Consider the following 23,986-nt stretch of genomic DNA (forward strand, 5'->3'; position numbering starts at 1 on the left):
TATGAGCGCCGGATTATTCGCCGAATTGGCCGCGCCATTCGCCCCCGACCGCGTTTCGTGGCGCTGCGGCAGCACCAACAAGGAAAAGACCAAGGGCATGGCCCTGGCCTATATCGACGCTCGCGACGTGATGGAGCGCCTCGACGAGGTTCTGACTCCCGCTGGCTGGCAAAAATCCTTCCCGCATGCAGATGGGAAGACCGTCTGCTCCATCGGCATCAAGGTCGGTGACGAATGGATATGGAAATCTGACGGGGCCGGCGACACGGACGTTGAAGCGGAAAAGGGTGCCCTTTCGGATGCCTTCAAGCGCGCCGCCGTGAATTGGGGCATCGGCCGATATCTATACGACCTTCCTTCGCCGTGGGTGGAGATCGAGGCGTTCGGGAACCCGAACAAGCCATCGTATCGCATCAAAGAAACCGAGCATCGAAAACTCCAGGCTCTGCTTTCTCGTGACGCTAAGGCCCACCGCGCGGCGGTTGTGAAGAGCGAGGCGCAGCCGGCTGATGACAAGGCCGCCGCCGTGAGTCCCGACGTGCGCGCCGCGTACATCGCGGAATGCCGAAAGACAATCCTTAGCTTCGCCTCTGCGGATGACGTGCGCGACTGGTGGAACGGTGATGATCGAAAGAAGATGTTCGAGCAATTCGACCTTTCTGAAGCCGAGTCCACTGAGCTGAAAAATGGGGCTTTGGAGCGCCGGAAGGTTCTCGCCCGCCAGGCAACCGCAAGGAGCGCAGCATGAGCGACGCCTTCGAAGACCAGGCGCGCGCCCTGGCGCACAGCATCCCTGTCTGCGACCTCGGATCGGCGGCGGGAATTCGGGCGATTGCCATTGGCCTGCGGGAAACGTGGCGGATGGCAACGGAAACCGCAGAGGAGAAAGCCGAGAAGGTTATCGCGGGGCTCAATGCCCAGCTCACGGCTGAAATCGATGCGACGGGCCGGTTCGCTGCGCGGCAGATCACGTTGGAAGCGAAACTCGATCAGGCGCGCGAACTCGGCATGGCCTATTCGCGCGATGCGAAGGAGGCGCAGGACAGGGCCACCCTCCTTGAGCAGACCATACAGAACGGAGCGGAGATGATCCGGACGGCGCATGCCAGGGCGGATGCTGCTGAAGCAGATGCCGCACGATACCGATATCTCAAGGACCACTGTTCCTCCCATTACGCAATGACGTGGGAGCAACCGGCGGAATGGAGCATCGGCTGGGAATTTCAGCAGCGCACGCCTGCCGAGGCGACAGGCTCTTTCGACTATTGGATTGACCTGGATATCGCCGATCGCAAGCGCCGTGAGGCCGAAATTGAGGCTGAAGAAAACGACGGCCTCGAAGAGTGCGGGAACCACAGCGCGACTGACCCGGTGAAGACGGAGGCGAGCAATGTCTGAGCGCATGACCAGCATTCATCTGCCTGGATCGCGTGGCAGCGGCGGCTATGCCGAATATGGCCGATGCGAACCTGCGGAAATGATCAGCGTTATCAGAGCCCGCGCGGCCCATATGAAGGAAGAGGCCGAACGCATCCTTTCCGCGCCTGATGATGCCTTTCGCGTGGAAACGTATGTCGGCGTGCATGTCCAGCGCCGCCGCGAAATCCTTCAGGAAGGCAAGACGGAGGCGCACAGCCATGACCAGAATTGAACCGAACGTCCACGAAGTCCCGCAGCCGATCCGCGAGGTCATCGTCACCTACGACGATTACCAGACGCACACGATGGGCCTCGCCTATTGCGTCGGCATGGACGGCGTGACGCGCATCGAGGCCTGCGCGAAGAGCGCGGAGTTCTCGAACATTCCGTACCTGCGGGTCTGGAGCGGCGAGCGGTGCATTGCCGAGTTCTGCCAGCACAAGGTCGCGGCGGTGTTCTTCGCCAAGGATGAAGGAGAGCTTTCCGATGACTGACCTTCTGCCCTGCCCCTTCTGCGGCGCCTACAGCACCCGATCCTGCGAAAGCCCTGATGAAGACTTCTGCCAGTGGGAGACCACCATGGATGGCGAATGCGAAACCTGTCACGGCTCCGGCGTCATCGTCAAGCGCGTCACGGTCTATGAGGCCGGCTGCGGCTTTCCCCATGACGATGGCGAAGAGCGGCCGTGCCCGGATTGTTGCGGCCCCGATCCAGACTTGCTCCGTGATGACCGCAACGAGCGGCGCCAGATGGCGAAGGAATATCCCGATGCCGAATGAGATTACATTCCAACGGGCCGAAAAAATCATCGCGGCGACCAAGACCCTGGCCTATTGGCGCGGGCAACTGGCTGTACTCGATAAGGCGATCACCGTCGATATCAGGGTGACTTATCAAAAGGGCGTTGACACCTATCGTCAACCGGTCACGGACGCGGTTAACTACAAGGCTGCGCTCAAGGATCAAACGCTTGCGCGGTCAGTCGTAGCCGGCATCCGCAAAGCCTGGGAGCAGAACCGGGATGAGGCCATCCGCACGCTGCGCCAGCTCGGAGCGGAGGTGCCTTCGTCATGAGCGCCCCGGTCCTCTTCCGCTGGACCGGAGAAGTCATGGAGCCCAGCTCCATGCGTTTCGCGCGCGATTGCAACAAGCGCTTCGTCGTAGGCGAGCAATATCCCATGGACGTTCTGGAGAACCGCTCCGGCCCGGCGCATCGGCATTATTTCGCCTGCATCCATGAGGTGTGGGCGAACCTTCCCGAGGGCGCCTCGGAGCGCTTCCCCACGTCCGAACACCTCCGGAAATTCGCGCTCATCAAGACCGGCTACCGGGACGAGCGCACCATCGTCGCCGCCTCAAAAGCCGAGGCACAGCGCGTGGCGGCCTTTATCCGGCCGATGGATGATTTCTCAGTCGTGACCACGGAAGGCGCCAGCGTCACCGTCTACACGGCCAAGAGCCAGAATATGCGGGCCATGGACAAGGCGACGTTCGCGGCCTCGAAAGACGCGGTGCTTGGATATCTGTCCCAGCTTCTCGACGTGTCGCCGGCCACCCTTGAACACGCTGGAGCATCAGCATGAGCAACACACGACGTTGGGGTGATAACGACCGAAAGTTCGGCCCCTTCACCTTCGCCTATGACCGCCATTATCGGCCGCTCACGGCCCTTGTGAGCACCAACGGCGGGTGCCACCTTCGCCTTGGCGCGTTCGGAGCCACGCTTATCTGCGAGCTTCCGCGGCTGATTAATGGCTACCGCAAATGGGTGGATCTTCCGGAGGTAAACGGCTGGTCCCGCGGCGGGTATTGGGACTGTTACCCCAAGGAATACGGCTTCAGGTTGAGCGAGGGGCATTTCTATGTGAGCCTCGGGGCGCAGACCCATGACAGCAGCACGACGCGGTCACGGTCGTGCTTCCTCCCCTGGACGCAATGGAGACAGGTCCGCCATCAGCTTTACGGGGCCGATGGATATGTCACGCCAAATCTGGTGACGATGCCGTGGAGGGCTCATCACGCGGAAGTTGAATCCCTGGTGAAGCATCAGAGGAAGGTGAAGGACTTCGATGACGAGGTCATCGATGTCGAGATCTACATCGAAGAGCGGGATTTTCGGCTCGGAGAGCGTTGGTTCAAATGGATAGGCTATCTCGCCCCGAAGAAGCGCCGTCGCTCCATTGATATCCGTTTCCTGAGTGAGGCCGGTCGCGACAAAGGCTCATGGAAAGGCGGAATGATCGGCACTCGTCACGAGATGCTTCCGGGCGAAAGCGTGGACGATTCCTTCTTCAGGTTTTGTGAGCAGGAGCAGAGATCTAGGAACGGCAGATATCGCTTAGCGGTTCACACGCAAGACGGTGCCGCAGCATGACATACGACATGACGACCAACACGAACCCGCCGGCCAACACGCTCCCCATCGGGGCCGGCGATAGGGAGGCCGACCTTCCCCCAGGCTCGGCCTCCCGCACCCTTATGACGTGGCAGCCGATCGAGACGGCGCCGAAGGACCGACCCATATGGGGGAAGGTCGGAGACAATGCCATCCGAATGTTCTGGCACGAGAAATTCGATGCGTTCATCTCGCGCTTCAACCGGATGACAATGGCGCCCGGCTACCTGATCAACGGCGAACCGTACGAAGACCATTCGCCGGAATATGTCGACGCAAAATGGTGGATGCCCCTCCCCTCTCCTCCCAACAGAGGAGAGAAGTGATGGCCCGCAGCACAGACGAGTGGATCGGCGCCAGCGCGAACAGCGCCATTCCGCCCCGCGTCCGCGTCCGTGTCTTCGAGCGCGCCGGAGGATGCTGCACCGTCTGCATGCGAAAGCTCGGACCCGGTGATGCATGGCAGGCCGACCACACGGTGGCGATCATCAACGGCGGCGAGAACCGGGAAGGCAACCTCAGGCTCGTTTGCGACTGGTGTCATAAGGGCAAAACACGCGCCGACGTTGCCGAAAAGTCCCGCACGGCGCGGGTGCGCTCCAAGCACATCGGGGTCAAGAGACCTTCCCGCTTTTCTGCAAGCAAAGACAGCAACGTCAAGAAAAAGATTGACGGTACAGTTGTGGATAGACGCACCGGCGAACCGATCACGAGGCGATAATGGGCTATAATACTGTTGCAGTCATATACAATGACCACTCTGATACAATCAAGAAGAGCGGCCGCCTGGGCGAACGGATATGGGATGCAATGGTTGCGGCTGGTTCTTGGCGCTGCCAGACGCACGAACGTAATTTCGGCTCGGGCTACATCGTCTCGCAGGCACACGCCGACACATGGCAGATCACGGCAATCGGCTGCAACTTCGGGTACCGCCTGGGCGACCCGAATAACCCGCCGCCGCCCGATGCCTTGGAAATGGCCGCGTGGGCTCTCCGTGAGCACGGATACAAGGTGACCAAGCCGAGGGTGAAGAAGGAGTCCGGCAATGCGTAAGCCGAAGTATCGCCCCTGCAAGGCGGAGCGATGGGGCATCCTCAACCACGTCGGGGACATGTGGACACCCGATACATTCGAGACCAAAGACGAAGCGCAGCGTTACATTGAAACGTATGCAAAAAAATTTGGTATTGAACTATCCAATCATAAGCCGGTGCGAGTTATTGTTGTAGTCTCCGTCGACTCAGGGGAAAAGAAGTGACCCCCGCCGTCCACTTTGTAGGCTTTCGCGGTGAAGAATACTGGAGCGCCGTGAAGGTGTTTGGACGCCCCGGATTCATCCACCGCGCATGGGATCGCCGCGCCCGGCGCGAAATCGCAGACGAAGACACCATCGTCTTTGCGACGGGTGATCAGCACCAGCCGTTTGCGGAGCGCAACGCACCAGACATCACGGAGGTCGGCCATGAGTGACATGGGAGAACTCTACAGCGCCCTGCGAGCCGAGCGGCGCGACCGGCGCGCCCGGTTCGGCGTCAACTGCCCCCGGTGCCGCGAAAAGCAACCCAAGCGGACGCCCTCGATCCTGCTGCCAGGCCAGCGGTGCAAGGTCGATGGATATCGCGACCCGCGACCGAGCGAAGCAGACATCACGGAGAGCACGCCATGAATGAGCAAGCAGAGCGCGCGCTGATATCGCCGGCTTCGATCTTCTCGATCCTCAAACTGAACATGTCTGAGGAGGATGGGAGGGCGCCGCACCTTCGCCGCGAAGACCTGCCGAAGGTCGCGCTCAACATTTACAAGCACGTCACCGATTCGAACGCAGAGACCGCTTTGCAGCGCGAGGCCGCCGCTCTCACGCCTTCCTCCGCAGCAGAGCGCGAGGCGTTCGAGAAGTGGTGCAAAGAGACCGGATTGATCGACCGCATGTCGAATGGTCCATTCCGCTACTCTGGAGTTGATCACGCATGGGCTGGCTGGCAAGCTTGCGCCGCTCTCACGCCCTCTCCTGCAGCAGAGACGGAACGGCGCGAAAAGAACTTGCGTGCCGGCTACAGCGAGATTTGCGGTCTCGCGAGGCAGATCCTCACGGTTGTGGATCGCGGCGCTTTGGACCCAGAGCCCACTCCCGCGCCTGCGGGCGTTGATGCGGTGGAGGTGGCCGCCAAGGCAGCCTTTCGGCAGGCTCAGACCATTTATCGCGGTGTTTATGATTATATCCCCCTGAATAACACGTGGGAGCGCGCGGATGGCACTACGAGGGAGTGCTGGCGTAAGATCGCCAAAGCTGCCCTCGGCATCCCCGACCTCTCCGAGCAAGGAAGCGATAAATGAGCAATCTATGCAAAGCAAACCCTTGCTGCGGTGAGCCATATTATTGCGTCGTTCCACTGCCGCAGCACCGAAGCGGGATGCCTTGGCTAAACAACCCCAATTGGCAAACTGCGGAACAGACAGATAACAACGCTGTCGATACTTTCGCGGCGGAGATGAAGGACAAGTTGGAGAAGAAGCGCAAAGCTGGATACTGGGGGTGGAACGACATTGATCGTTGCACAAATGCTCATTTGAGCATGCTGCTGCGGGAGCACATTGAAAAGGGCGATCCCGTGGATGTTGCTAATTTTGCCATGATGATTCACCAGCGCGGCGAGAGAATTGGCAGGGTCGACCGACCCGACCTCTCCAAGAAGGGGGAGGGATAGAAGATGCGCCTAACAAAGGCTGAGCGCGACCATGTTCGCGGCATGTTCGGTGGCCGGTGCGCATATTGCGGGGAGGAGTTGGCCTCCCGCTGGCACGCAGACCACATTGAGCCTGTGGTGCGCGGGGCGTGGATCGGGAAGCCGCCCGAAAGGCCGGATAATCACCGTCTCAACAATATGATGCCGTCCTGCGCACGATGCAACATCAGCAAGGGATCGATGTCCCTGGAATTCTGGCGCGGGTGGATCGCCAAGCATGTGGAGAGCTTGAACCAGCACCATTCGATATATCGCGTCGTCAAGTCGTTCGGGCTGGTGGCTGAAACCGGGAAGCAGGTGAAGTTCTACTTTGAGTGCGCCACCCCTCCCAAAGGGGAGGAATGAGCGATGGGACTTCGACATCATTTCCGGCCCGATTATCACGTTTGGCCCTCATCCATCGGGTTATCCGCGCGGGAGTGCCCGTTCTGCTGGTCTAGCTCAATTGCAATTTACGCAGGCCCGAGCCCGCACCTGACCTGCCTGAGCTGCGGTAGCGACGGGCCGCCGGCAGAGAGAAGCCCGTCGGACGCTGGACTATACGCTGCGACCCAGCGGTGGAACCGCCGCGCTCCCAAAGGGGAGGCGTGAGAGATGGTCTTCGGCGACTTCTCAGAGCGGAGAGTTGCGTTGTCTTTTATTCGGGGGCTCTACCGGAAGCGCACTCAGATCGTTTTTGCGTGGCTCCCTCACCGCCTCGTAGACGGGAGGATTGCATGGCTTGAACCAGTCGAGCGCCGATCTGTTCCGGGCGCATGGTGGGATTACGAGGAGGGATGGATTGTGCCACCGTTCAGCTACCACCTACCAGCCGGCCGCGCCTCCCTCAAGGAAGGACAGAAGTGATGCGATCTATCCGCTGGTGGATGTTCAAGAAGCTGTCCTGGCTGGGGTGGAAGATTTGCCCGGAACCGGATCGGTCGATGCTTCAAAGCATGATGCCAACTCGGGCTGAGTGGGAAGACCAGCTTTCCGCTCTCAAGGAAGGGCTTTCGCAATGACCGACATCGTAGAGCGCATGCGAGCGCACATCACCAATCGCGGGGGCCTGTCTCGGGACGCAGACGGCAACCTTGTCGCTCCGAACGGGGCGTGGGCAATGATGCTGGAAGCGGCAGACGAGATCGAGCGGCTGCGGCGTGAGCTTAAATGCGGGCCTAAGGCGGTGCATATAGACGCAGAGGGAGAATTCAGCGTTGAAGCAATCACTATCCTTGGCATGGATGATCTGTCTGTTACGCAGCGCGCCTATTTCGAGAAGCACAAGGAGCCTGCGGAATGAGCCAAGCGCCCCGCGATATCCCCGCACGCGGTAGCATCACGGACACGACACCCCTGCGGTTGTGCGTCGCGGCAGCCATCGCATTTCCGGACGGCTCGATCACCGCGTCCAGCCTGCGGCGGGAATCCCTGAAGGGGCGGCTTGCGGTGGTGCGCGTCGCGAACAAAGATTACACGACGCTGAAAGCGATCGAGGAGATGATGGGGCAATGCCGCGTCCAGCCAAGGGAGCCCGCCTGTGGCTCCAGCCCGCAGAGACAGACCCCCGCACGGGCCTCGTCCGCAAGCAATCCGTCTGGGTCATTAGGGATGGAGGAGCGAAGGTTAGCACGGGATGCGCTCCACGCGAGCGTGAAGACGCTGAACGAAAACTCGCAGCGTACATCACCGCGAAATACCAGGTCCCTCGGGACCGGGGCCGTCATCCCGCTGAAATCTCCATAGCGGATGTGCTGAACATTTACCAGATCGACGTGGCGCCGCAACAGGCGCGGCCGAAAGAGGTTCGGCAGCGAGTCATCAAGTTGGACGAGTTTTGGGGGGAGAAGACCCTATCCGAGGTCAACGGGCGCGCCTGCCGCGATTATGTCGAGTGGCGCACAAAACAGACGATCAAAGCCGCCCGCCCGGAAGCGACGGGAAAGCCCGCGCGATTTGTCACAGCCGCCGGTGCACGGCGCGAGCTGGAAGACCTGAGAGCCGCAATCAACCACCACCGAAAAGAGGGGCTGTGCTCCGAGGTGATCGAGGTGGTGTTGCCGGACAAGTCCCCGCCGCGCGAGAGGTGGCTAACACGCTCCGAGGCGGCAAAGCTGCTATGGGCGGCGATCCGCTACCGGGAGATTCAGAACGGCAATCCCACCGATCGCAAGAGCCGCTGGCACGTTGCCCGGTTCATTCTGATCGGATTGTACACCGGCACCAGGGCTGGCGCCATCTGTGCCGCCGGCTTTAATCCGGGCGAGGGCCGCGCCTGGATCGACCTCGAGCGCGGCGTATTCTATCGACGCGGCGATGGGGAAAAGCTCACCAACAAGCGGCGCCCATCGATTCGCCTCCCCGGACGGCTCCTTGCCCACATCCGCCGGTGGCACGAAATCAGTCCGACCAAACAGGCCGTGGTGGAATTCAACGGCCGCCAGATCGGGACGATTCGCAAAGCCTTCGCCGCTGTCGTTGCGGATGCCGGGATTGATTCGAGCGTCACGCCGCACATCCTGCGCCATACGTGCGCGACATGGATGATGCTCAACGGAGCTGATTTGTGGGAAGCCGCCGGCTATCTCGGGATGACGGTTGAGCAGCTGCAAAGCACCTATGGCCACCACCATCCGGACCATCAGGCCGGCGCCGCTGCTGCTGCGACGGGCAAAGCGCCCGTGACCAAGCCGGAGCGCAAGGTGGTATCGCTTTAGGTTTCTGTCCCTGTATCTGTCCCACCTGCGGGGACAGAAACTCAAGACCCCTTTATTTTCCTGGTCGGAGTGGCAGGATTTGAACCTGCGACCCCCACGTCCCGAACGTGGTGCGCTACCGGACTGCGCTACACTCCGAACCAGGGCGCTGCCTCTAGCACGCGTTTTGGCAGGGAGGCAAGCGCGTTCTCGCGGAAGCTTGTCGTTTCGCCTTCGCTTGAACCCCCATCGCCCGCGTGCCATAGGAGGCCGCCTGTTACAGGACAACGAGTGAGGAGTGGTGGAATGTCGAGCGACAGCAACGCGAGCGGTCTCATGAAAGGCAAGCGCGGGCTGATTCTCGGCGTCGCTAACAATCGATCCATCGCCTACGGCATCGCCAAGTCCGCCCGCGCCCATGGCGCCGAGATCGCGCTCACCTATCAGGGCGAGGCGCTGAAGAAGCGGGTGGAGCCTTTGGCGGCGGAACTGGGCGCCCATCTGGTCGGCCATTGCGACGTCACCGAGCCCGCCACACTCGACGCCGTCTTCGCCGAGACGCAAAAGCTGTTCGGCAGCATCGACTTCCTCGTCCATTGCATCGCCTTCTCCAACAAGGACGAGCTGGACGGCCGCTACGTGGACACCACGGCGGACAATTTCGCCAAGACCATGTTCATCTCCTGCTACTCATTCACCGCCATCGCGCAGCGGGCCGAGAAGCTGATGACGAACGGTGGCTCGCTAGTGACGCTGACCTATTACGGCGCCGAGAAGTGGATGCCCCACTACAATGTCATGGGTGTCGCAAAGGCAGCCCTGGAAGCTTCGGTGCGCTATCTCGCCGCTGACCTTGGGCCGAAGAACATCCGCGTGAATGCCATCTCCGCCGGCCCCATCAAGACCCTGGCGGCCTCGGGAATCGGCGATTTTCGCTACATTCTGAAGTGGAACGAGCTGAATTCGCCACTGCGCCGCACCGTCACCACGGACGAGGTCGGCGATGCCGGCGTGTATCTCATCTCCGATCTGTCGCGCGGTGTCACCGGCGAGATACATCATGTGGACGCCGGTTATCATATCGTTGGCATGAAGCATCCCGACGCGCCGGATCTGGCGCTTGTCCGGGATTGAGGAGACGCCGATGATTCGCTCCGCCACGATCCAAGCCCGTGCACTCTTCCTGGGCCTTGCCCTGCTCGCTGGCGGCGGAACCGCCGAGGCGCAGACCCAGATGCAGATTCAGGTGCCCATGGGCTCAGGCGGCGCCCCTCCCGATTTTAACGCCTATCCACTGCGCGATCGCCTGTTCGGGCCGGGCGGAGCGATCTTCCCCGACTATGTCAACCCGCCGAGCGAAGGCGCGCCTGCGGGCAGCCCGCCGGCCTATGTGATCGGCGCCGCGCCGGGTGTTCTGTTCGGCGCTGGCACGGCGGACCTGCTCTGCCAGCCGGCCGGCCGGCCGCAGATCCAGGTCATCAGCGCCCCGCCGGGTGCCAAGCTTTCGGTGGCGCCCGGCGCCTTCACGGTGACCGGCACCGATGCCGGCTCGACGCTGTGCTACGGCCGCCCCATGGTCGGCAATGTCGTCCGCGTCTCGGGCAAGGGGCCGCGCGCCGGGGGGCCCGTGGTGCTGCGCGTGACCTATCCGCCCATCGGGGCGTGGTATGATCACCAGATCATGATGCCGGCCCGCTGAGCCGCGCGCCCCACTGGGGAAGCGCGCCGGAGACGGTGCACGATGGAGGGGGCAATGCAGGGGTGGGCAAAGAGGGGGCTGGAAAAGGCAGGTGCATTGGCGGTGGCGGCCCTCTGCCTCGCCGCGGCGTTCACGCCCGCGCGAGCGGGGCCGGACAATGATCCTGATGCCTATGTCACCAATTTCTTCACCGGCGGCGGCAGCGGCGGGATCCTGTTTGCGGCGGGCACCGCCAATCAGGAATGCCTCAATATCGGGCCTCCGGCGATCGAGGTGATCAGCGCGTCGCCCGGCGTGCACCTCTCGATTCGCCCCGGTACCTTCATCGTGACCGGCACCGACTATGGCTATCTGGTGTGCCAAGGCCAGCGTCTCGCCGGAACCATCGTGACCGGAACCGGCACGGGGACCGCCCAGATCCGCGTGACCTATCCGCCGATCGGCCAATGGTACACCCACACCCTGACCCTTCCGGGCCGGTAAGATGGCGCGCCTGTTCCTGGTTCGCCACGGAGAAACCGATTGGAACGTCGCTGGCCGGCTGCAGGGGCGGCACGACATTCCGCTGAACAGCCTCGGCCGCGCACAGGCCGCGCAGGTGGGCCGGGTGCTCCACCAGCTGGCTGGCGACGTGGCACCGCTGACCTTCGTGTCCAGCCCGCTGATGCGGGCGGTTGAGACCATGCGCATCCTGCGCACGGCCCTCGATCTGCCGGCCGCCGGCTATCATCTGGATCCCCATCTCGCCGAGCTGTCCTTCGGACGCTGGGAAGGCAGCACCTGGCCCGAGCTGAAGCGGCGCGACAGCCTTGCGGTGCGCGCGCGGGAGCTGGCACCGTGGACCTTCGTGCCGCCTGACGGGGAAAGCTATGAAATGCTGTGCGTGCGCGCCGGCACCGCGCTGGACCGCCTGAAGGACGAGGACGCGGTCGTGGTGACCCATGGTGGAGTCATTCGCGCCCTGCTTCACACGAGGGCCGGCATGCCGCAGGAAGAAGCGGCGCTCCTGCCGGTGCGCCAGGGCGCGGTCTATGTGCTGTCCGGCGGCGGTTTCCGCGTCGCCGAATAACAGAGCGCGGGGCAGCGACCGCGCGCAAAAGATACCGGCAGGGCTCAGTGCGCCGCGCCGGTGGTCTTCTGGCGGTGCAGCACAGGGGGACGCGAGACCAGCAGCTTGTCGATCCGCCGCCCGTCCATGTCGACGATCTCAAAGCGCCAGCCCAGCGAATCGAACACCGCGCCCACCTGTGGCAATTCCTTGATCTGCGACAGGGCGAAACCGGCCACGGTGTGAAAGCCACGGTCGACCGGGAAATTCAGCTGAAGCACTTCGCGCAGTTCGTCGACGGGCGCATCGCCGGAGATCAGGAATGAGCCGTCCTGGCGTTCCACGACATGGGGTTCGTCGTGCTGATTGTCGTCGGAGATGGAGCCGGTGATGGCCGCCAGCAGGTCATAGCCCGTCACCACCCCGACCATGTCGCCATATTCGTCGACCACGATGCCCATGGGCACCTCGGCGCCGCGCAAGGTGCGCATCGCCTCCAGCGCGCCCACGGTCTCCACCAGGAAGGTGACCGGCTGTACGAAGGTGCGCGGATCGGGCGTTTCGCCCTTCAGATAAGCGTCGAGCAGGCGCTTCGCCTGGATTACGCCCACCGTCTCCTCGGGAGACTTGTCGCAGGCCGGCAGGCGGCTGTGCGGTGTGGACAGGAGGATGTCGCGCACATCCTCGGCGCTGCCGGAAATATCCACCCATTCCACATCCGGCCGCGGCGTCATGATCGCGGTGACGGGGCGGTCCGCAAGGCGCATGACGCCGGATATCATGCGCCGCTCGGCGGGCTCGATGACACCGGCGGTCTCGGCCTCGTTGATGATGGCGCGGATTTCCTCATCCGTCACGCCGCCTTCCTGGCCGCCCGAATTGCCGAGCAGCCGCAGCACGCCGCGCGTGGAGACGTCCAGCACCCACACCACCGGCGCGCCGACCTTTGCGAGGCCGACCATCATGGGCGCGACGATGCAGGCGAGACGTTCGGGGTTCTGAAGCGCGAGCCGCTTAGGAATGAGCTCGCCCACCACGAGCGAGACATAGGTAATGCCCGCCACCGCCACGGCATAGCCGATCGGTTCGGCGAGCCGCGCAGCAACGCCCGCGCCCTCCAGAACCTGACCCAGATAGGCTCCGAGGCTTGCGCCGGAGAAGGCACCCGCCAGAATGCCAATCAGCGTGATGCCGATTTGAACGGTGGACAGGAAGCGGCCGGGCTCCGCTCCCAGGGCGAGCGCGGCCTTCGCACCTTTGTGACCATTGTCCGCCTTGTGGCGCAGCCGCGCGGGCCGGGCCGAGACGATGGACAGTTCCGCAGCAGCGAGAACGGCGTTCAGGAGAACGAGGAAAAGGACTATCAAAATTTCGATGATGGGCATGGCGGGAAAATCGGACCCTTCCGTCCGCTCCTGCATAGCACAGCCGCGCCGCAATGGGCGAGGCCGTGCGGTATTTTCGCGCCGCCGCGCGGCTTTATCGCGGCGGGCGCGCGACCGGAGCAGGCGCCGCGGACATTGTGCTTTTGCCTGGAGCGACCTAGACAACCTCAGCACATCACGCAGGCAGGCCATGTCCTTCAATACGTTCGGCCATATGTTCCGGGTCACGACCTTTGGCGAGAGCCACGGCGCCGCCATCGGCTGCGTGGTGGACGGCTGCCCGCCGGGTCTTCGTTTCGCGCTGGAGGACATCCAGGCCGCGCTTGATCGCCGCCGGCCCGGCCAGTCGCGCTTCACCACCCAGCGGCGCGAACCGGACCAGGTGCGGATCATCTCCGGCACCCTGGACCATCCCGAGGGCGGGCTCGTGACCACCGGCACGCCGGTCGCCATGCTGATCGAGAATGTGGACCAGCGCTCGAAGGATTATTCCGACATCGCCGGCAGCTACCGGCCGGGCCATGCGGATTTCACGTACGACATCAAATACGGCATCCGCGACCACCGCGGCGGCGGGCGCTCCTCGGCGCGCGAGACAGCGACGCGGGTGGCCGCCGGCGCGCTGGCTGCCAAGGTGCTGCCGCAGACCCAGGTGCGCGCGGCTCTGGTGCGCATCGGCGAGATCGAGATCGACCGCGCCCGCTGGGATTGGGAGCAGGTGGACGAGAACCCCTTCTTCTGCCCCGACCCTGACACCGTGCCATTGTGGACGGACTATCTCGACGCCATTCGCAAGCGCGGCTCGTCGGTTGGCGCGGTAGTGGAAGTGGTGGCGGAAGGTGTGCCCGCCGGCCTCGGCGCGCCGCTTTACGCCAAGCTTGACGCCGATCTTGCCGCCGCCTTCATGGGCATCAATGCGGTCAAGGGCGTGGAGATCGGCGAGGGCTTCAACGCCGCGCGCCTCACAGGGGAGGAGAATGCCGACGAGATGCGGCTCGGCAATGAGGGGCACCCCGCGTTTCTGTCAAACCATGCCGGCGGCATCCTGGGCGGAATTTCCACCGGCGCGCCCATCGTCGCGCGGTTCGCGGTGAAGCCCACTTCCTCGATTCTCACCCCGCGCCGCACCGTGGACAAGTTCGGCGCCGAGACCGATCTCATCACCAAAGGCCGGCACGATCCCTGCGTCGGCATCCGTGCCGTGCCGGTGGGCGAGGCCATGATGTCGTGCGTGCTGGCGGATCATCTCTTGCGCCATCGCGGACAGGTGGGAGCGCCACCCATATGGCCCTTCCCGCAGGCCTGATTTCAGTAACAGTGAATTTCTCTAAATTTCATTGTCACTGAATAATGCTGCTGCTAGCTTCCCGATATGAAGCTCGCGGAATGGCTCGAAAGCACCGGGACCAAGCGGAGCGCCTTTGCCAGGCAGGTGGGCCTTTCGCCCGCTAGCGTGACGGCGCTGTGCAACGACGCGCGCGCGTGGATCTCCCGCGAAACCGCCGAGCGGATCGCCGAGGCCACGGGCCACGCCGTGACGCCCAACGACTTTCTCGGCCTGCCCGCGCCCCGCATCCGAGGTTTGCCCGTGACCGATACCGTTCAATCCCGCGTCCAGCTTGCCATCGAAGCCATTGCCCGTGGCGAGATGGTCGTGGTCACCGACGATGACGACCGTGAGAACGAGGGCGACCTCATCCTCGCCGCCTCCCTCGCCACGCCCGAGAAGATGGCCTTCGTCATCCGCAATACCTCCGGCATCGTCTGCACGCCCGTGCCCGCCTCCGAGGCCAAGCGTCTGCGGCTGGAGCCCATGGTGGCGAACAATGATGCCCCCATGGGAACGGCCTTCACCGTCTCCATCGACGTGCGGCACGGCACCACCACTGGCATTTCGGCGGAGGAGCGCACCAACACCGTGCGCGCGCTCGCCAATCCCAACATGGGCGCTGGCGATTTCGTGCGCCCGGGCCATGTGTTCCCCTTGATCGCCAAGGATGGCGGCGTGCTCATGCGCTCGGGCCATACCGAAGCGGCGGTGGATCTGTGCCGTCTCGCCGGCCTTCCGCCGATCGGCGTGATCGCCGAATTGGTGAATGACGACGGCACGGTGCAGCGCGGTCCGCAGGTGACCGCCTTCGCCGAGAAGCACAATCTCCACCGCATTTCCGTCGCGGATCTGATCGCCTATCGCCAGGCACGCGAGAAGCTCGTCACCCGCTCGGCCGAATTCCCGGTGCCCACCAGCGTCGGCGAATTGCAGGGGTTCTCCTTCATCACCCCGTTCGATTCCGTGAACCATCTGGCCCTCGTCCACGGCCGCATCGGCGATGGCGAGAAGGTGCTGGTGCGCCTGCATCGCGCTGATCCGGTGGCGGATGCCTTTATGGGGGCCAAGGTGATCCAGAAGGCGCTGGAACGCATCAAGACCGAGGGTCGGGGCGTTCTGGTGTATCTGCGCGACGGCACGGCCGGCGTTCCGCCCACGGCCATGGGTCCCGGCGAGAAGACGCCGAGCGAGCTGGAGCGCGATCGCCACTGGCGCGAGGTCGGCCTTGGCGCACAGATCCTGCGTGATCTCGGCATCGTCTCGATCCGCCTGCTGGCCTCAAAGGCCCGCACTTATGTGGGGCTTGCCGGCTTCGGCATCGAGATCGTCGAGACCGAGCACCTGGAAAGCTGACGCTGCAGACAGCCGCTGGCCGATAAAAGCGGCGGCCCGCCTCTTTTGCGGCACCGGGGAAGGTGGCAGCATGCGTCGATCGTTCGTCGCGGCTGACACCTCCCGGAGGCGCCATGACCCAGCAGATCGCATGCCGGCCCCGCCCCCCGGCCCTTTGGCTTGCATGGCTCGGCCTGCTGTTCCTGGCGTCGACGCCGGCGGCCGCCGCGGACCTGCCGGTCGATGTCCAGCTGGTGCTGGCGGTGGACGTCTCCTTCTCCATGGACCCGGACGAGCAGGCGCTGCAGCGCGAGGGTTATGCCTCGGCCCTTGTCTCGGCTGAATTCCTGGATGCCCTGCGGCTCGGTCCCAACGGCCGTATCGCCTTGACTTATATGGAATGGGCCGGCGAGCACGAGCAGAAGGTGGTCATCCCCTGGCAGGTGATCGACGGACCGGAGAGCGCCCGCAGGGTCTCCGAAGCGATCCGCGCCGCACCGCTGCGCCGGGTCTACCGCACCTCCATTTCCAGCGGCCTGCTGTTCGCCGCCGATCTTTTCAAGGACAGCGGCTTTCGCCCCTTGCGCAGGGTGATCGACGTGTCCGGGGACGGCGTGAACAACCAGGGGCGGCCGGTGGAATTGGCGCGCGACCAGGTGGTGGCGCGCGGCATCACCATTAACGGCTTGCCATTGCTGCTGAAACGGGCCTCAAACTCGATCCTCGATATCGCCGACCTCGATCTCTATTACGAGGATTGCGTGATCGGCGGCCCAGGCGCCTTCGTCATTCCGGTGCGGGAACAGGCCGAATTCGCCCGTGCGATCAAGACCAAGCTGGTGCTGGAGGTGGCGGGGATCGAGCCGCCCGCGCCCCGCCTTCCCGTGATCAAGGTGGTGCAGCCGGCCCGCGTTTCCTGCCTCATCGGCGAGCGCTTGTGGCAGGAGCATTGGAACAATTGATCGGGCCACGAAGCGGCCCCCGCCCCCGGCCAGCGTAAAATGTTTCACGTGAAACAATGACTTGGCGCAGACGAACATCGGTTTACTGGCACATCTCCGCGCCCTGCCGCCGGAACAAACCGCCATTTCAGCCGAATATTGGCTCATTTCGGCGAGGGCTGAATCCGGTTCGAGGACCAATCGCCATTCATGGCCTGACGCCGGTGCGGCAGAGCATCGTCATGCACGGGCCTGTCCCGTGCATCCACGCGGCACCGCTGGCACCGGCTTTTCAGGGCTCGCAGCTACGGCCCGGCGGGGATGGCCGGGACACGCCCGGCCATGACGCGCGAAAGATGACCCCCAGTCGATGCAAGACAGTCGCGTTCACCTAACGTCAGTGCCTCGGCGATCCACCGCGCCGCTGAATGTCGATCCGATCCCTACCGGGAGAACACGCCCACCAGTTCCACATGGGGCGAATAGCGGAACTGGTCCACCGGCGTCACCGACCGCAACACGAAGCCGCCCTCGGCGAGGAGGCGGGCGTCGCGGGCGAAGGTGACTGCGCTGCACGAGACATAGGCCAGCCGCGCGACCTTGGATCGCGCCAGCTCCCGCGCCTGCGCCTCCGCCCCCTGGCGCGGCGGGTCGATCACCACCGCGTCGAAGCGGGCCAGTTCCTCCGCCACCAGCGGACGGCGGAACAGGTCGCGCACCTCGCCCTCCACACCCTTGAGGCGGGCGGTGGCCTTTGCGGCGCGCTGCAAGGCCGCGACCGCGGGGGCGTTGCTCTCATATGCGCTCACCCGGGCCGTCTGGGCGAGGCGGAGCGCGAAGGTGCCGACGCCGCAGAACAAGTCGGCGACGCGCTTTGCCCCCTCGACCGCGCCGAGCGCCAGCCCCGCCAGTGTCTCCTCGCCCAATTGCGTCGCCTGGAGGAAGGAGGCCGGCGGCAGCTCGACGCGCGCGAGCCCCATGGTCAGCACCGGCGCGATGCGCTGGAGCACCAATTCCCCATGGCGGGTCAGGCGGGCGAGATCGAAGGTTTCGGCGAGCGCGCCGAGTTCCACCATCAGGTCCGGCGGCAGCGGGCCGGAACCGCGCACGTCGAGGTCAAGCCCGGTCTCGGTGGCGGTGACATGCAGATCCAGCGGCTTCTTCAAGGGCGCCAGAGCATCGGCCACGGCCTGGGCGGCGGCGAGCGCGCGGCCAAGGCCCGGTGCGAGAACCGGGCATTCGCGCAGCGCCACCATGGCGTGGGACTTGCGCTCGGCGAAGCCCACCACGGTGCGCGCGCCATATTGGCGGGCATGAAAGATCGCCCGCCGCCGGCCTGCGCCATGGGCGTCGATCAGATCGCCCACGGGCGCGGTGATGCCCTCGCGCGCCAGCGCCTCCACCACCAGGGAGCGCTTCCACGCCTGATAGGGCGCGGCGCGCCAATGCTGGAGCAGGCACCCGCCGCACACGCCGAAATGGGAGCACACCGGCACCGCGCGGTCCGGGCTGGCGGAAACGATGGTTTCCACCTTCAGCCGGTCCTTCTCTCGCACCCCGACCACGGTTTCCCCCGGCAGGGCATAAGCGGCGAACAGCGGGCCTTCTGCCGTCTCGGCAATCGCATCTCCCTGCGCGCCCATGCGGGCGATGACGGCTTCCATCATGGCTTCACCGCCCCGATCAGGAATTCATGATTGCCGTCGCCCCCCGTGATGGGCGAGGGAATGAGGCCCGTGACGCTCCAGCCCAGCGCCTCGACGCTCTCGCGGACGCGCGCGCAGACGGCGGCATGGATGGCGGCATCGCGCACGATGCCCTTGCGCACATGGGCCGGGCCGGCCTCGAACTGCGGCTTCACCAGCGCCGCGAGGCGCGCACCGGGCGCGGCCAAGGCGAGCGCCGCCGGCAAGACCAGGGCGAGCGAGATGAAGCTGACGTCGATCACCACCAGATCGACCGGCTCGGGCACCTTTTCGCGATCCAGGCTGCGGGCATCCGTGCCTTCCAGCAGCACCACGTCGGGATTGCCACGCAGGCGCGCGTGGAACTGGTCGTGCCCCACGTCCACCGCATAGACGCGCCGCGCCCCGCGCCGCAGCAGCACATCCGTGAAGCCTCCGGTGGAGGCGCCGACATCCAGCGCCACGCACCCTGCCGGATCCAAGGCGAAGGCCTCCAGCGCGGCTTCCAGCTTCAGTCCGCCGCGTGAGACGAAGGGGTGAATGTCCCGCGCCTCGATGGCCGCATCCTCCGCCACCTCGTCGGAGGGCTTGGCGACCGGCTTGCCATCGGCATGCACCTGCCCCGCCAGGATGGCGGCCTGCGCGCGCGCCCGGCTGTCGAACAGGCCGCGCGCCACCAGAAGCTTGTCGATGCGCTGCCGCGCCATGACCACACCCGCATTCAAGGAACCGCGGCGCGCCAAGGGAGCCGCGCCCGCGTTAAGCCAGCCGTGCAAATCTGTCGCGCGCGGCCGGCCGGTCGTGATATGCGATGGCTGGGGGAGAGGCAAACGGCAAGCGACGGAGCGGGCGACCTTGAGGGGACGCGCCGGCTGCCCGATGGGAGAATGTATGCGTATCGCCCTCGCAGCGTGCTGCGCCTTTGTGCTTGCCGCGATGCCCATCTGGGCCGGCAGTGCACAAGCCAACAGTTCCCAGGCCCACACCGGCAAGTCCAGCTCCGGCAAGGCCTCCAAATCCAGTTCCGGCAAATCCAGTTCCGGCAAGACCAACACGTCCAAGGGCAACGCGTCCAAGACCCAGATGCCCGCCGACACGCGCGTGTGGAGCCTGGTGCGCGGGGATGACACTTATGTGCTGCGCTTCGGGCAGCCCCGTGCCGCCGATCCGGCGTTCGCCGCGACCTGCCAGCCCTCGGCGCAATTGCTGCAGATCGCGCTGGAGGTGAATTCCACCAAGATCCGCTCCGGCGACGGGGTCGCGCTGTCTCTGTCCAGCGGCAAGCGCCATCTGGAACTGGCGGCGAGCGCCTTTCAAGGCTCCAGCGACGGCCTGCTGGTGGTGGAGGCGGCGGTGAGCCTGGAGCCGCGCGTGTTCGACATTTTCCGCGACGGGGAGACCCTCACCATCCGGCTGGCGGGCCAGACGCAGACGCTGCCGCTCACTGGCGCGCGGACCCGGCTTCAGGATTTCGAGCGCGCATGCCTCGCGTCCCGGTAGCATAAGACCGATATTCACCACGCTGGCACGTGCCCGGCCCCACCGGCTTCCCCTTTTCCGGCGGACGGTTATGATCCCGCGCCATTTTGTGAGGAATTGAGCATGTATCGTAAGGTCCTCGCGCTCGCGCTTCTCGCCGCCTCCGCGATGCCCGCGGCAGCCCAGGTGAAGATGCAATGGGCCAGCAGCAACAGCGATACCGGGGCGACCCTGACTTTCGGCGTGCCGGAGACGGACGAGTCGATCATCAGCTTCACCTGCGACAAGGGCAAGGACATGGTCCTTGTCAGCTCCTACATCGGCTCCAAGGGGCTGAAGGCGGAAGAGGCTACCCGCATGGTGCTGACCGCCGGCAAGGTGAAGAAGGAACTGGCCGGCCACGCGGTCGCCAATGAGGAAAGCGGCGCCGTGGACGTGGAAGCCGGCGCCAAGATGACCGACGTGAAGGCCCTGCTCGCCGGCGGCAAGCTCCTGGTGGTCGAGACCAAGGGCGCCAAGCAGCAGGTGGCGCTCGCCGGCGCGCCGGAAGCCTATGGCGCGTTCGAAAGCGCCTGCAAGAACTGAAGTCGCACCATCACGGGCGGAACATCGGGCCCGGCCGCAAGGTCGGGCCGATGAGGATCAGGTGGAGGACGACCGGGTCGAAGCCGCCCTGGGTAAGAGCGGCCCGGGGCCTTGATTCAGGCCCGCCGGGTTAAGCCGATACGGTCGGGGCGCTGCAGCACCGAGAGCACCTTGGCCACGATGCCGTCGGCGTCGAGCCCGGCCTGGGCGATCTGCCGGGCCGGCGTCTCCTGGTCGATATAGATGTCCGGCAGCACCATGGCGCGCAGCTTCAGGCCGCGATCCAGCGCCCCGGCATCGCTCAGGAACTGCATGACCTGGCTGCCGAAGCCGCCGATGGAGCCCTCCTCCACCGTAATCAGCGCCGCATGTTCGCATGCGAGGCGGCCGATGAGGTCCTGGTCGATGGGCTTGGCGAAACGCGCGTCGGCGACGCTCGCCGAAATGCCGAGATCCGCCAGCCGCTCCGCCGCCGCAAGGCAGGCGGCAACCCGCGTGCCGAGGCCGACCAGCGCCACGTCCGTACCCTCGCGCAGAAGGCGGCCGCGCCCGATGGGCAGCACCTCGCCCCGCTCCGGCCGCTCCACGCCCACGCCTTCGCCGCGCGGAAAGCGGATGGCGCTCGGCCCCTCGTCGAACGCAACGGCGGTCGCGATCATGTGGGTCAGCTCGGCCTCGTCGGACGGGGCCATAATGGTGAAGCCCGGCAGGCAGCCGAGAAAGGCGACATCGTACGCCCCGGCGTGCGTCGCGCCGTCCGCGCCCACGAGGCCGGCCCGGTCGATGGCAAAGCGCACCGGCAGGCCCTGGAGCGCCACGTCGTGCACCACCTGGTCATAGGCCCGCTGGAGGAAGGTGGAATAGAGCGCGCAGAACGGCTTGTAGCCTTCCGCCGCGAGCCCGGCCGCGAACGTCACCGCGTGCTGCTCGGCGATCGCGACGTCGAAGGTGCGGTTGGGGAATGCCTGGCCGAACAGATCGAGCCCGGTTCCGCTCGGCATGGCGGCGGTGATGGCCACCACCTTGTCGTCGTGCCGCGCCTCGTTGATGAGGCTCTCGGCGAATACGCGGGTATAGGTCGGCGCGTTGGACTTGGCCTTGACCTGCGCGCCGGTCACCACGTCGAACTTCACGACGCCATGATATTTGTCGGCGGAGGCCTCGGCGGGCGCGTAGCCCTTGCCCTTCTGCGTCACCACATGAACCAGGATCGGCCCGGTCTTGGCGTCGCGCACATTGCGCAGCACGGGCAGCAGGTGCTCGAAATTATGGCCGTCGATGGGGCCCACGTAATAGAAGCCCATCTCCTCGAACAGCGTGCCGCCGGTCCAGAAGCCGCGCGCGAACTCCTCCGCCCGCTGGGCGCCGCGCTCGACGAATTTCGGCATGTGGCCGGCGAGCTGCTTGCCGATCTCCCGCAGGGAGAGATAGGTGCGCCCGGAAATCAGCCGGGCGAGATAAGCCGACATGGCGCCCGTGGGCGGGGCGATCGACATGTCATTGTCGTTGAGGATGACGATCAGCCGGCTGTCCATGGCGCCGGCATTGTTCATGGCCTCATAGGCCATGCCCGCCGACATGGCGCCGTCGCCGATGACGCAGACGATGTTGCGCTCCTCGCCGGAGAGGTCGCGCGCCACCGCCATGCCGAGGCCGGCGGAAATGGAGGTGGAGGAATGGGCCGCGCCGAACGGGTCGTACACGCTCTCGGCGCGCTGGGTGAAGCCGGAGAGGCCCCCGCCCTGGCGCAGGGTGCGGATGCGGTCGCGCCGCTCGGTGAGGATCTTGTGGGGATAGCACTGGTGCCCCACGTCCCAGATCAGGCGGTCGTGCGGGGTATCGAAAACGTGATGCAGCGCCACCGACAATTCCACCACGCCGAGACCCGCGCCCAGGTGTCCGCCGGTGACGGACACGGCGTCGATGGTCTCAAGGCGCAGCTCGTCGGCGAGCTGGGGCAGCTTTTCGTCGGGCAGGCGTCGCACATCAGCCGGGCTGCGCACCGTATCGAGAAGCGGGGTCTTGGAAGCGGTCACGGAACACTCCGCACATGCCGGCAGCGCCGGCCCTATTGTCTTCCGGCAGCGCCGGCCCTGATAATCCGCCGGCGGCGCCGGCCCTGTTCGTCTTCCGGCAGCGCCGGCCCCATAATCCGCCAGTACCGCCGGTGCTTGCATCGACCCGAGCGGCTGAGCCGGGGATCGCACCCGGCCTTGCCGGGATAAAAAGCCTTACACACACACATAGGCATGTGCAACGCACACGGCCAGCGCCGTTAACCATTCATCCGGCGGGCGGCACGCCTGAAACGGGCGTCAGCGCCGCTCCTCCCGCCCCGACCCTGTGGGCGCCCCCGGCCCGTCCAGCAGGCCGGCGAGCTTGCCCGCGCGGATCATGAAGCGGTGGATATCGAAGGTCGCCAGCGCGAGCAGGCAGCCGCCAACGAGGCGCAGGGCGTCCTTCGCCATGTGAGGCGCGCGCCCGTACTTGCGGCGCACATAGAGTTCCGAACGCTTCTTGTAGCGATTGATGGCGAAGGTCGCGCCCCAGGAGCCGGTACTGGATTTCCCGCCGCTGTGGGACACCTGCGCGCCCGGCACCACGACGATGGGCAAATCGCGCGCCAGCGCCCGCAGGGCGAGGTCGTCGTCCTCGTGGTAGAGGAAAATCTGCTCGTCGAACCCGCCGAGGTCCAAAAACGCCTGGCGCTTCATGAGGAAGGCGGCTCCGTGCACGAACCGCGTGCAATAATCGCCCGCGATCTCCTCCGCCTTCAGCCGCGCGCCGCGCGCCACCGGCTCGAGAATCGAGCCTTCCTTGCGCATCGGCCGGCCGGTCTCGCCGAGGATGGACGGCATGATGATCGCCGGGCCATAGGCCCGTTCCGCCGCCACCAGGCGCTCCAGAGCGTCCGGCGCCAGGGCCGCGTCGGGATTGAGGAAGAAGACATACTCGCCCCGCGCCGCCCGCGCGCCTTCATTGCAGGCGGTGCCGAAGCCGAGGTTGCGCGGCAGGGCAATCAGCCGGGCGGGCCGCGCCAGATCGGCCATGAAGGGGGTGCCCTGCGGGCTCGCATTGTCCACCACGATCACCTCGCACCCTTCGGGCACGGAGGCGATGGCACGGCCGATCACCGCGCCGCTGTTATAGGAGACCAGGATCACGCTCACCGGCGGCGCATCATTGGCCTCAGTGTCGGTCAAGGTCATCGGTCCTCCGCGCGGGGCTTGGTCCATGTGTGGTAGCACTCAAGCGCGGCGGCTCC

Annotated in this window: 34 protein-coding genes and 1 tRNA gene; 29 read left to right on the forward strand and 6 right to left on the reverse strand. The window is 65.0% G+C overall.

Annotation, left to right across the window (positions count from 1 at the left end; all coding sequences use genetic code 11):
• Position 1: 1 nt before the first annotated feature.
• The 20 genes from V5F78_RS12445 to V5F78_RS12540 all read left to right on the forward strand — a co-directional run bounded on the left by V5F78_RS12445 (position 2) and on the right by V5F78_RS12540 (position 9,258).
• Positions 2-748, forward strand: coding sequence for a Rad52/Rad22 family DNA repair protein (locus V5F78_RS12445; protein ID WP_394072734.1), 747 nt, complete (start codon positions 2-4; stop codon positions 746-748).
• Entirely contained in the window at positions 745-1,398 is a 654-nt protein-coding gene (locus V5F78_RS12450) for a hypothetical protein (RefSeq protein WP_394072732.1), read from the forward strand. The genes V5F78_RS12445 and V5F78_RS12450 overlap by 4 nt, the downstream gene beginning before the upstream one ends.
• Complete coding sequence (locus tag V5F78_RS12455; protein WP_394072730.1) at positions 1,391-1,651, forward strand: hypothetical protein; 261 nt, start codon at positions 1,391-1,393, stop codon at positions 1,649-1,651. The genes V5F78_RS12450 and V5F78_RS12455 overlap by 8 nt, the downstream gene beginning before the upstream one ends.
• A complete protein-coding gene (locus V5F78_RS12460) occupies positions 1,638-1,913 on the forward strand; it encodes a hypothetical protein (RefSeq protein ID WP_394072728.1) in 276 nt (91 codons plus the stop codon). Before V5F78_RS12455 ends, V5F78_RS12460 begins: the two co-directional genes overlap by 14 nt.
• Positions 1,906-2,199 (forward strand): hypothetical protein, encoded by a 294-nt coding sequence (locus V5F78_RS12465; RefSeq protein ID WP_394072726.1) that lies wholly within the window; start codon positions 1,906-1,908, stop codon positions 2,197-2,199. The genes V5F78_RS12460 and V5F78_RS12465 overlap by 8 nt, the downstream gene beginning before the upstream one ends.
• Positions 2,189-2,494, forward strand: coding sequence for a hypothetical protein (locus V5F78_RS12470; protein WP_394072724.1), 306 nt, complete (start codon positions 2,189-2,191; stop codon positions 2,492-2,494). The genes V5F78_RS12465 and V5F78_RS12470 overlap by 11 nt, the downstream gene beginning before the upstream one ends.
• Positions 2,491-3,003, forward strand: coding sequence for a hypothetical protein (locus V5F78_RS12475; protein WP_394072722.1), 513 nt, complete (start codon positions 2,491-2,493; stop codon positions 3,001-3,003). Before V5F78_RS12470 ends, V5F78_RS12475 begins: the two co-directional genes overlap by 4 nt.
• Positions 3,000-3,794: a hypothetical protein gene (locus V5F78_RS12480; RefSeq protein ID WP_394072721.1), complete on the forward strand. Its 795-nt coding sequence runs from the start codon at positions 3,000-3,002 to the stop codon at positions 3,792-3,794. The genes V5F78_RS12475 and V5F78_RS12480 overlap by 4 nt, the downstream gene beginning before the upstream one ends.
• Positions 3,795-3,802: 8 nt before the next feature.
• Complete coding sequence (locus tag V5F78_RS12485) at positions 3,803-4,141, forward strand: hypothetical protein (protein WP_394072719.1); 339 nt, start codon at positions 3,803-3,805, stop codon at positions 4,139-4,141.
• Positions 4,141-4,536, forward strand: a complete 396-nt coding sequence (locus V5F78_RS12490) for an HNH endonuclease (protein WP_394072717.1) — start codon at positions 4,141-4,143, stop codon at positions 4,534-4,536. The genes V5F78_RS12485 and V5F78_RS12490 overlap by 1 nt, the downstream gene beginning before the upstream one ends.
• Positions 4,536-4,871 (forward strand): hypothetical protein, encoded by a 336-nt coding sequence (locus tag V5F78_RS12495; RefSeq protein WP_394072715.1) that lies wholly within the window; start codon positions 4,536-4,538, stop codon positions 4,869-4,871. Before V5F78_RS12490 ends, V5F78_RS12495 begins: the two co-directional genes overlap by 1 nt.
• Entirely contained in the window at positions 4,864-5,076 is a 213-nt protein-coding gene (locus V5F78_RS12500) for a hypothetical protein (RefSeq protein ID WP_394072713.1), read from the forward strand. The genes V5F78_RS12495 and V5F78_RS12500 overlap by 8 nt, the downstream gene beginning before the upstream one ends.
• Positions 5,073-5,288, forward strand: coding sequence for a hypothetical protein (locus V5F78_RS12505; protein WP_394072711.1), 216 nt, complete (start codon positions 5,073-5,075; stop codon positions 5,286-5,288). The genes V5F78_RS12500 and V5F78_RS12505 overlap by 4 nt, the downstream gene beginning before the upstream one ends.
• Positions 5,281-5,484: a hypothetical protein gene (locus tag V5F78_RS12510; protein WP_394072709.1), complete on the forward strand. Its 204-nt coding sequence runs from the start codon at positions 5,281-5,283 to the stop codon at positions 5,482-5,484. Before V5F78_RS12505 ends, V5F78_RS12510 begins: the two co-directional genes overlap by 8 nt.
• A complete protein-coding gene (locus V5F78_RS12515) occupies positions 5,481-6,152 on the forward strand; it encodes a phiTE_015 family protein (protein WP_509276230.1) in 672 nt (223 codons plus the stop codon). Before V5F78_RS12510 ends, V5F78_RS12515 begins: the two co-directional genes overlap by 4 nt.
• Positions 6,149-6,523 (forward strand): hypothetical protein, encoded by a 375-nt coding sequence (locus tag V5F78_RS12520; protein WP_394072776.1) that lies wholly within the window; start codon positions 6,149-6,151, stop codon positions 6,521-6,523. The genes V5F78_RS12515 and V5F78_RS12520 overlap by 4 nt, the downstream gene beginning before the upstream one ends.
• 42 nt (positions 6,524-6,565) lie before the next feature.
• A complete protein-coding gene (locus tag V5F78_RS12525) occupies positions 6,566-6,907 on the forward strand; it encodes an HNH endonuclease (protein WP_509276813.1) in 342 nt (113 codons plus the stop codon).
• Between the two features lie 376 nt (positions 6,908-7,283).
• Positions 7,284-7,517 (forward strand): hypothetical protein, encoded by a 234-nt coding sequence (locus tag V5F78_RS12530; RefSeq protein ID WP_394072772.1) that lies wholly within the window; start codon positions 7,284-7,286, stop codon positions 7,515-7,517.
• A gap of 42 nt (positions 7,518-7,559) precedes the next feature.
• Positions 7,560-7,844: a hypothetical protein gene (locus tag V5F78_RS12535; protein ID WP_394072770.1), complete on the forward strand. Its 285-nt coding sequence runs from the start codon at positions 7,560-7,562 to the stop codon at positions 7,842-7,844.
• A 448-nt stretch (positions 7,845-8,292) separates the two neighbouring features.
• Positions 8,293-9,258 carry a site-specific integrase gene (locus V5F78_RS12540; protein WP_394072768.1) on the forward strand — a complete coding sequence of 322 codons (966 nt, stop codon included), beginning with the start codon at positions 8,293-8,295 and terminating at the stop codon, positions 9,256-9,258.
• 61 nt (positions 9,259-9,319) lie between these two features.
• Here the strand turns inward: V5F78_RS12540 and V5F78_RS12545 are convergent.
• Positions 9,320-9,396 (reverse strand) — tRNA-Pro (locus V5F78_RS12545).
• Positions 9,397-9,543: 147 nt separating this feature from the next.
• Between V5F78_RS12545 and fabI the strand changes: the two genes are divergently transcribed.
• The 4 genes from fabI to V5F78_RS12565 are packed head-to-tail and all read left to right on the forward strand — an operon-like array spanning position 9,544 to position 12,005.
• On the forward strand, positions 9,544-10,371 hold the full coding sequence (gene fabI / locus V5F78_RS12550; protein WP_394070901.1) for an enoyl-ACP reductase FabI: 828 nt from the start codon (positions 9,544-9,546) through the stop codon (positions 10,369-10,371).
• Between the two features lie 10 nt (positions 10,372-10,381).
• Positions 10,382-10,936 carry a hypothetical protein gene (locus tag V5F78_RS12555; protein WP_394070902.1) on the forward strand — a complete coding sequence of 185 codons (555 nt, stop codon included), beginning with the start codon at positions 10,382-10,384 and terminating at the stop codon, positions 10,934-10,936.
• 54 nt (positions 10,937-10,990) lie between these two features.
• Positions 10,991-11,419, forward strand: coding sequence for a hypothetical protein (locus tag V5F78_RS12560; protein WP_394070903.1), 429 nt, complete (start codon positions 10,991-10,993; stop codon positions 11,417-11,419).
• Between the two features lies 1 nt (position 11,420).
• Positions 11,421-12,005, forward strand: coding sequence for a histidine phosphatase family protein (locus V5F78_RS12565; protein WP_394070904.1), 585 nt, complete (start codon positions 11,421-11,423; stop codon positions 12,003-12,005).
• 44 nt (positions 12,006-12,049) lie between these two features.
• Here V5F78_RS12565 and V5F78_RS12570 read toward each other — a convergent pair whose 3' ends face one another.
• Positions 12,050-13,369, reverse strand: coding sequence for a hemolysin family protein (locus V5F78_RS12570; protein ID WP_394070905.1), 1,320 nt, complete (start codon positions 13,367-13,369; stop codon positions 12,050-12,052).
• Between the two features lie 190 nt (positions 13,370-13,559).
• Here V5F78_RS12570 and aroC point away from each other — a divergent pair, with 190 nt between their 5' ends.
• The 3 genes from aroC (at position 13,560) to V5F78_RS12585 (ending at position 16,993) form a co-directional block, all read left to right on the forward strand.
• The gene (gene aroC, locus V5F78_RS12575) at positions 13,560-14,675 is read left to right on the forward strand and encodes a chorismate synthase (RefSeq protein WP_394070906.1); all 1,116 of its coding nucleotides are present in this window, start codon (positions 13,560-13,562) and stop codon (positions 14,673-14,675) included.
• A gap of 66 nt (positions 14,676-14,741) precedes the next feature.
• Positions 14,742-16,052, forward strand: a complete 1,311-nt coding sequence (gene ribB, locus V5F78_RS12580; protein ID WP_394070907.1) for a 3,4-dihydroxy-2-butanone-4-phosphate synthase — start codon at positions 14,742-14,744, stop codon at positions 16,050-16,052.
• Between the two features lie 113 nt (positions 16,053-16,165).
• Positions 16,166-16,993 (forward strand): DUF1194 domain-containing protein, encoded by an 828-nt coding sequence (locus tag V5F78_RS12585; RefSeq protein WP_394070908.1) that lies wholly within the window; start codon positions 16,166-16,168, stop codon positions 16,991-16,993.
• A gap of 422 nt (positions 16,994-17,415) precedes the next feature.
• Here the strand turns inward: V5F78_RS12585 and V5F78_RS12590 are convergent, their stop codons facing one another.
• Both V5F78_RS12590 and V5F78_RS12595 read right to left on the reverse strand, forming a co-directional pair.
• Positions 17,416-18,639, reverse strand: a complete 1,224-nt coding sequence (locus V5F78_RS12590; protein WP_394070909.1) for a class I SAM-dependent RNA methyltransferase — start codon at positions 18,637-18,639, stop codon at positions 17,416-17,418.
• Positions 18,636-19,364, reverse strand: coding sequence for a TlyA family RNA methyltransferase (locus V5F78_RS12595; protein ID WP_394070910.1), 729 nt, complete (start codon positions 19,362-19,364; stop codon positions 18,636-18,638). The genes V5F78_RS12590 and V5F78_RS12595 overlap by 4 nt, the downstream gene beginning before the upstream one ends.
• A 184-nt stretch (positions 19,365-19,548) precedes the next feature.
• Between V5F78_RS12595 and V5F78_RS12600 the strand changes: the two genes are divergently transcribed.
• Entirely contained in the window at positions 19,549-20,157 is a 609-nt protein-coding gene (locus V5F78_RS12600) for a hypothetical protein (protein ID WP_394070911.1), read from the forward strand.
• 102 nt (positions 20,158-20,259) lie between these two features.
• Positions 20,260-20,721, forward strand: a complete 462-nt coding sequence (locus V5F78_RS12605) for a hypothetical protein (protein ID WP_394070912.1) — start codon at positions 20,260-20,262, stop codon at positions 20,719-20,721.
• A gap of 116 nt (positions 20,722-20,837) precedes the next feature.
• Here the strand turns inward: V5F78_RS12605 and dxs are convergent, their stop codons facing one another.
• A complete protein-coding gene (dxs, locus tag V5F78_RS12610; RefSeq protein ID WP_394070913.1) occupies positions 20,838-22,757 on the reverse strand; it encodes a 1-deoxy-D-xylulose-5-phosphate synthase in 1,920 nt (639 codons plus the stop codon).
• Between the two features lie 279 nt (positions 22,758-23,036).
• Positions 23,037-23,930, reverse strand: coding sequence for a glycosyltransferase family 2 protein (locus V5F78_RS12615; RefSeq protein ID WP_394070914.1), 894 nt, complete (start codon positions 23,928-23,930; stop codon positions 23,037-23,039).
• Positions 23,931-23,986: the final 56 nt, after the last annotated feature.

This window comes from Roseixanthobacter glucoisosaccharinicivorans, from assembly GCF_043195095.2.
GTDB lineage: Bacteria > Pseudomonadota > Alphaproteobacteria > Rhizobiales > Xanthobacteraceae > NCEH01.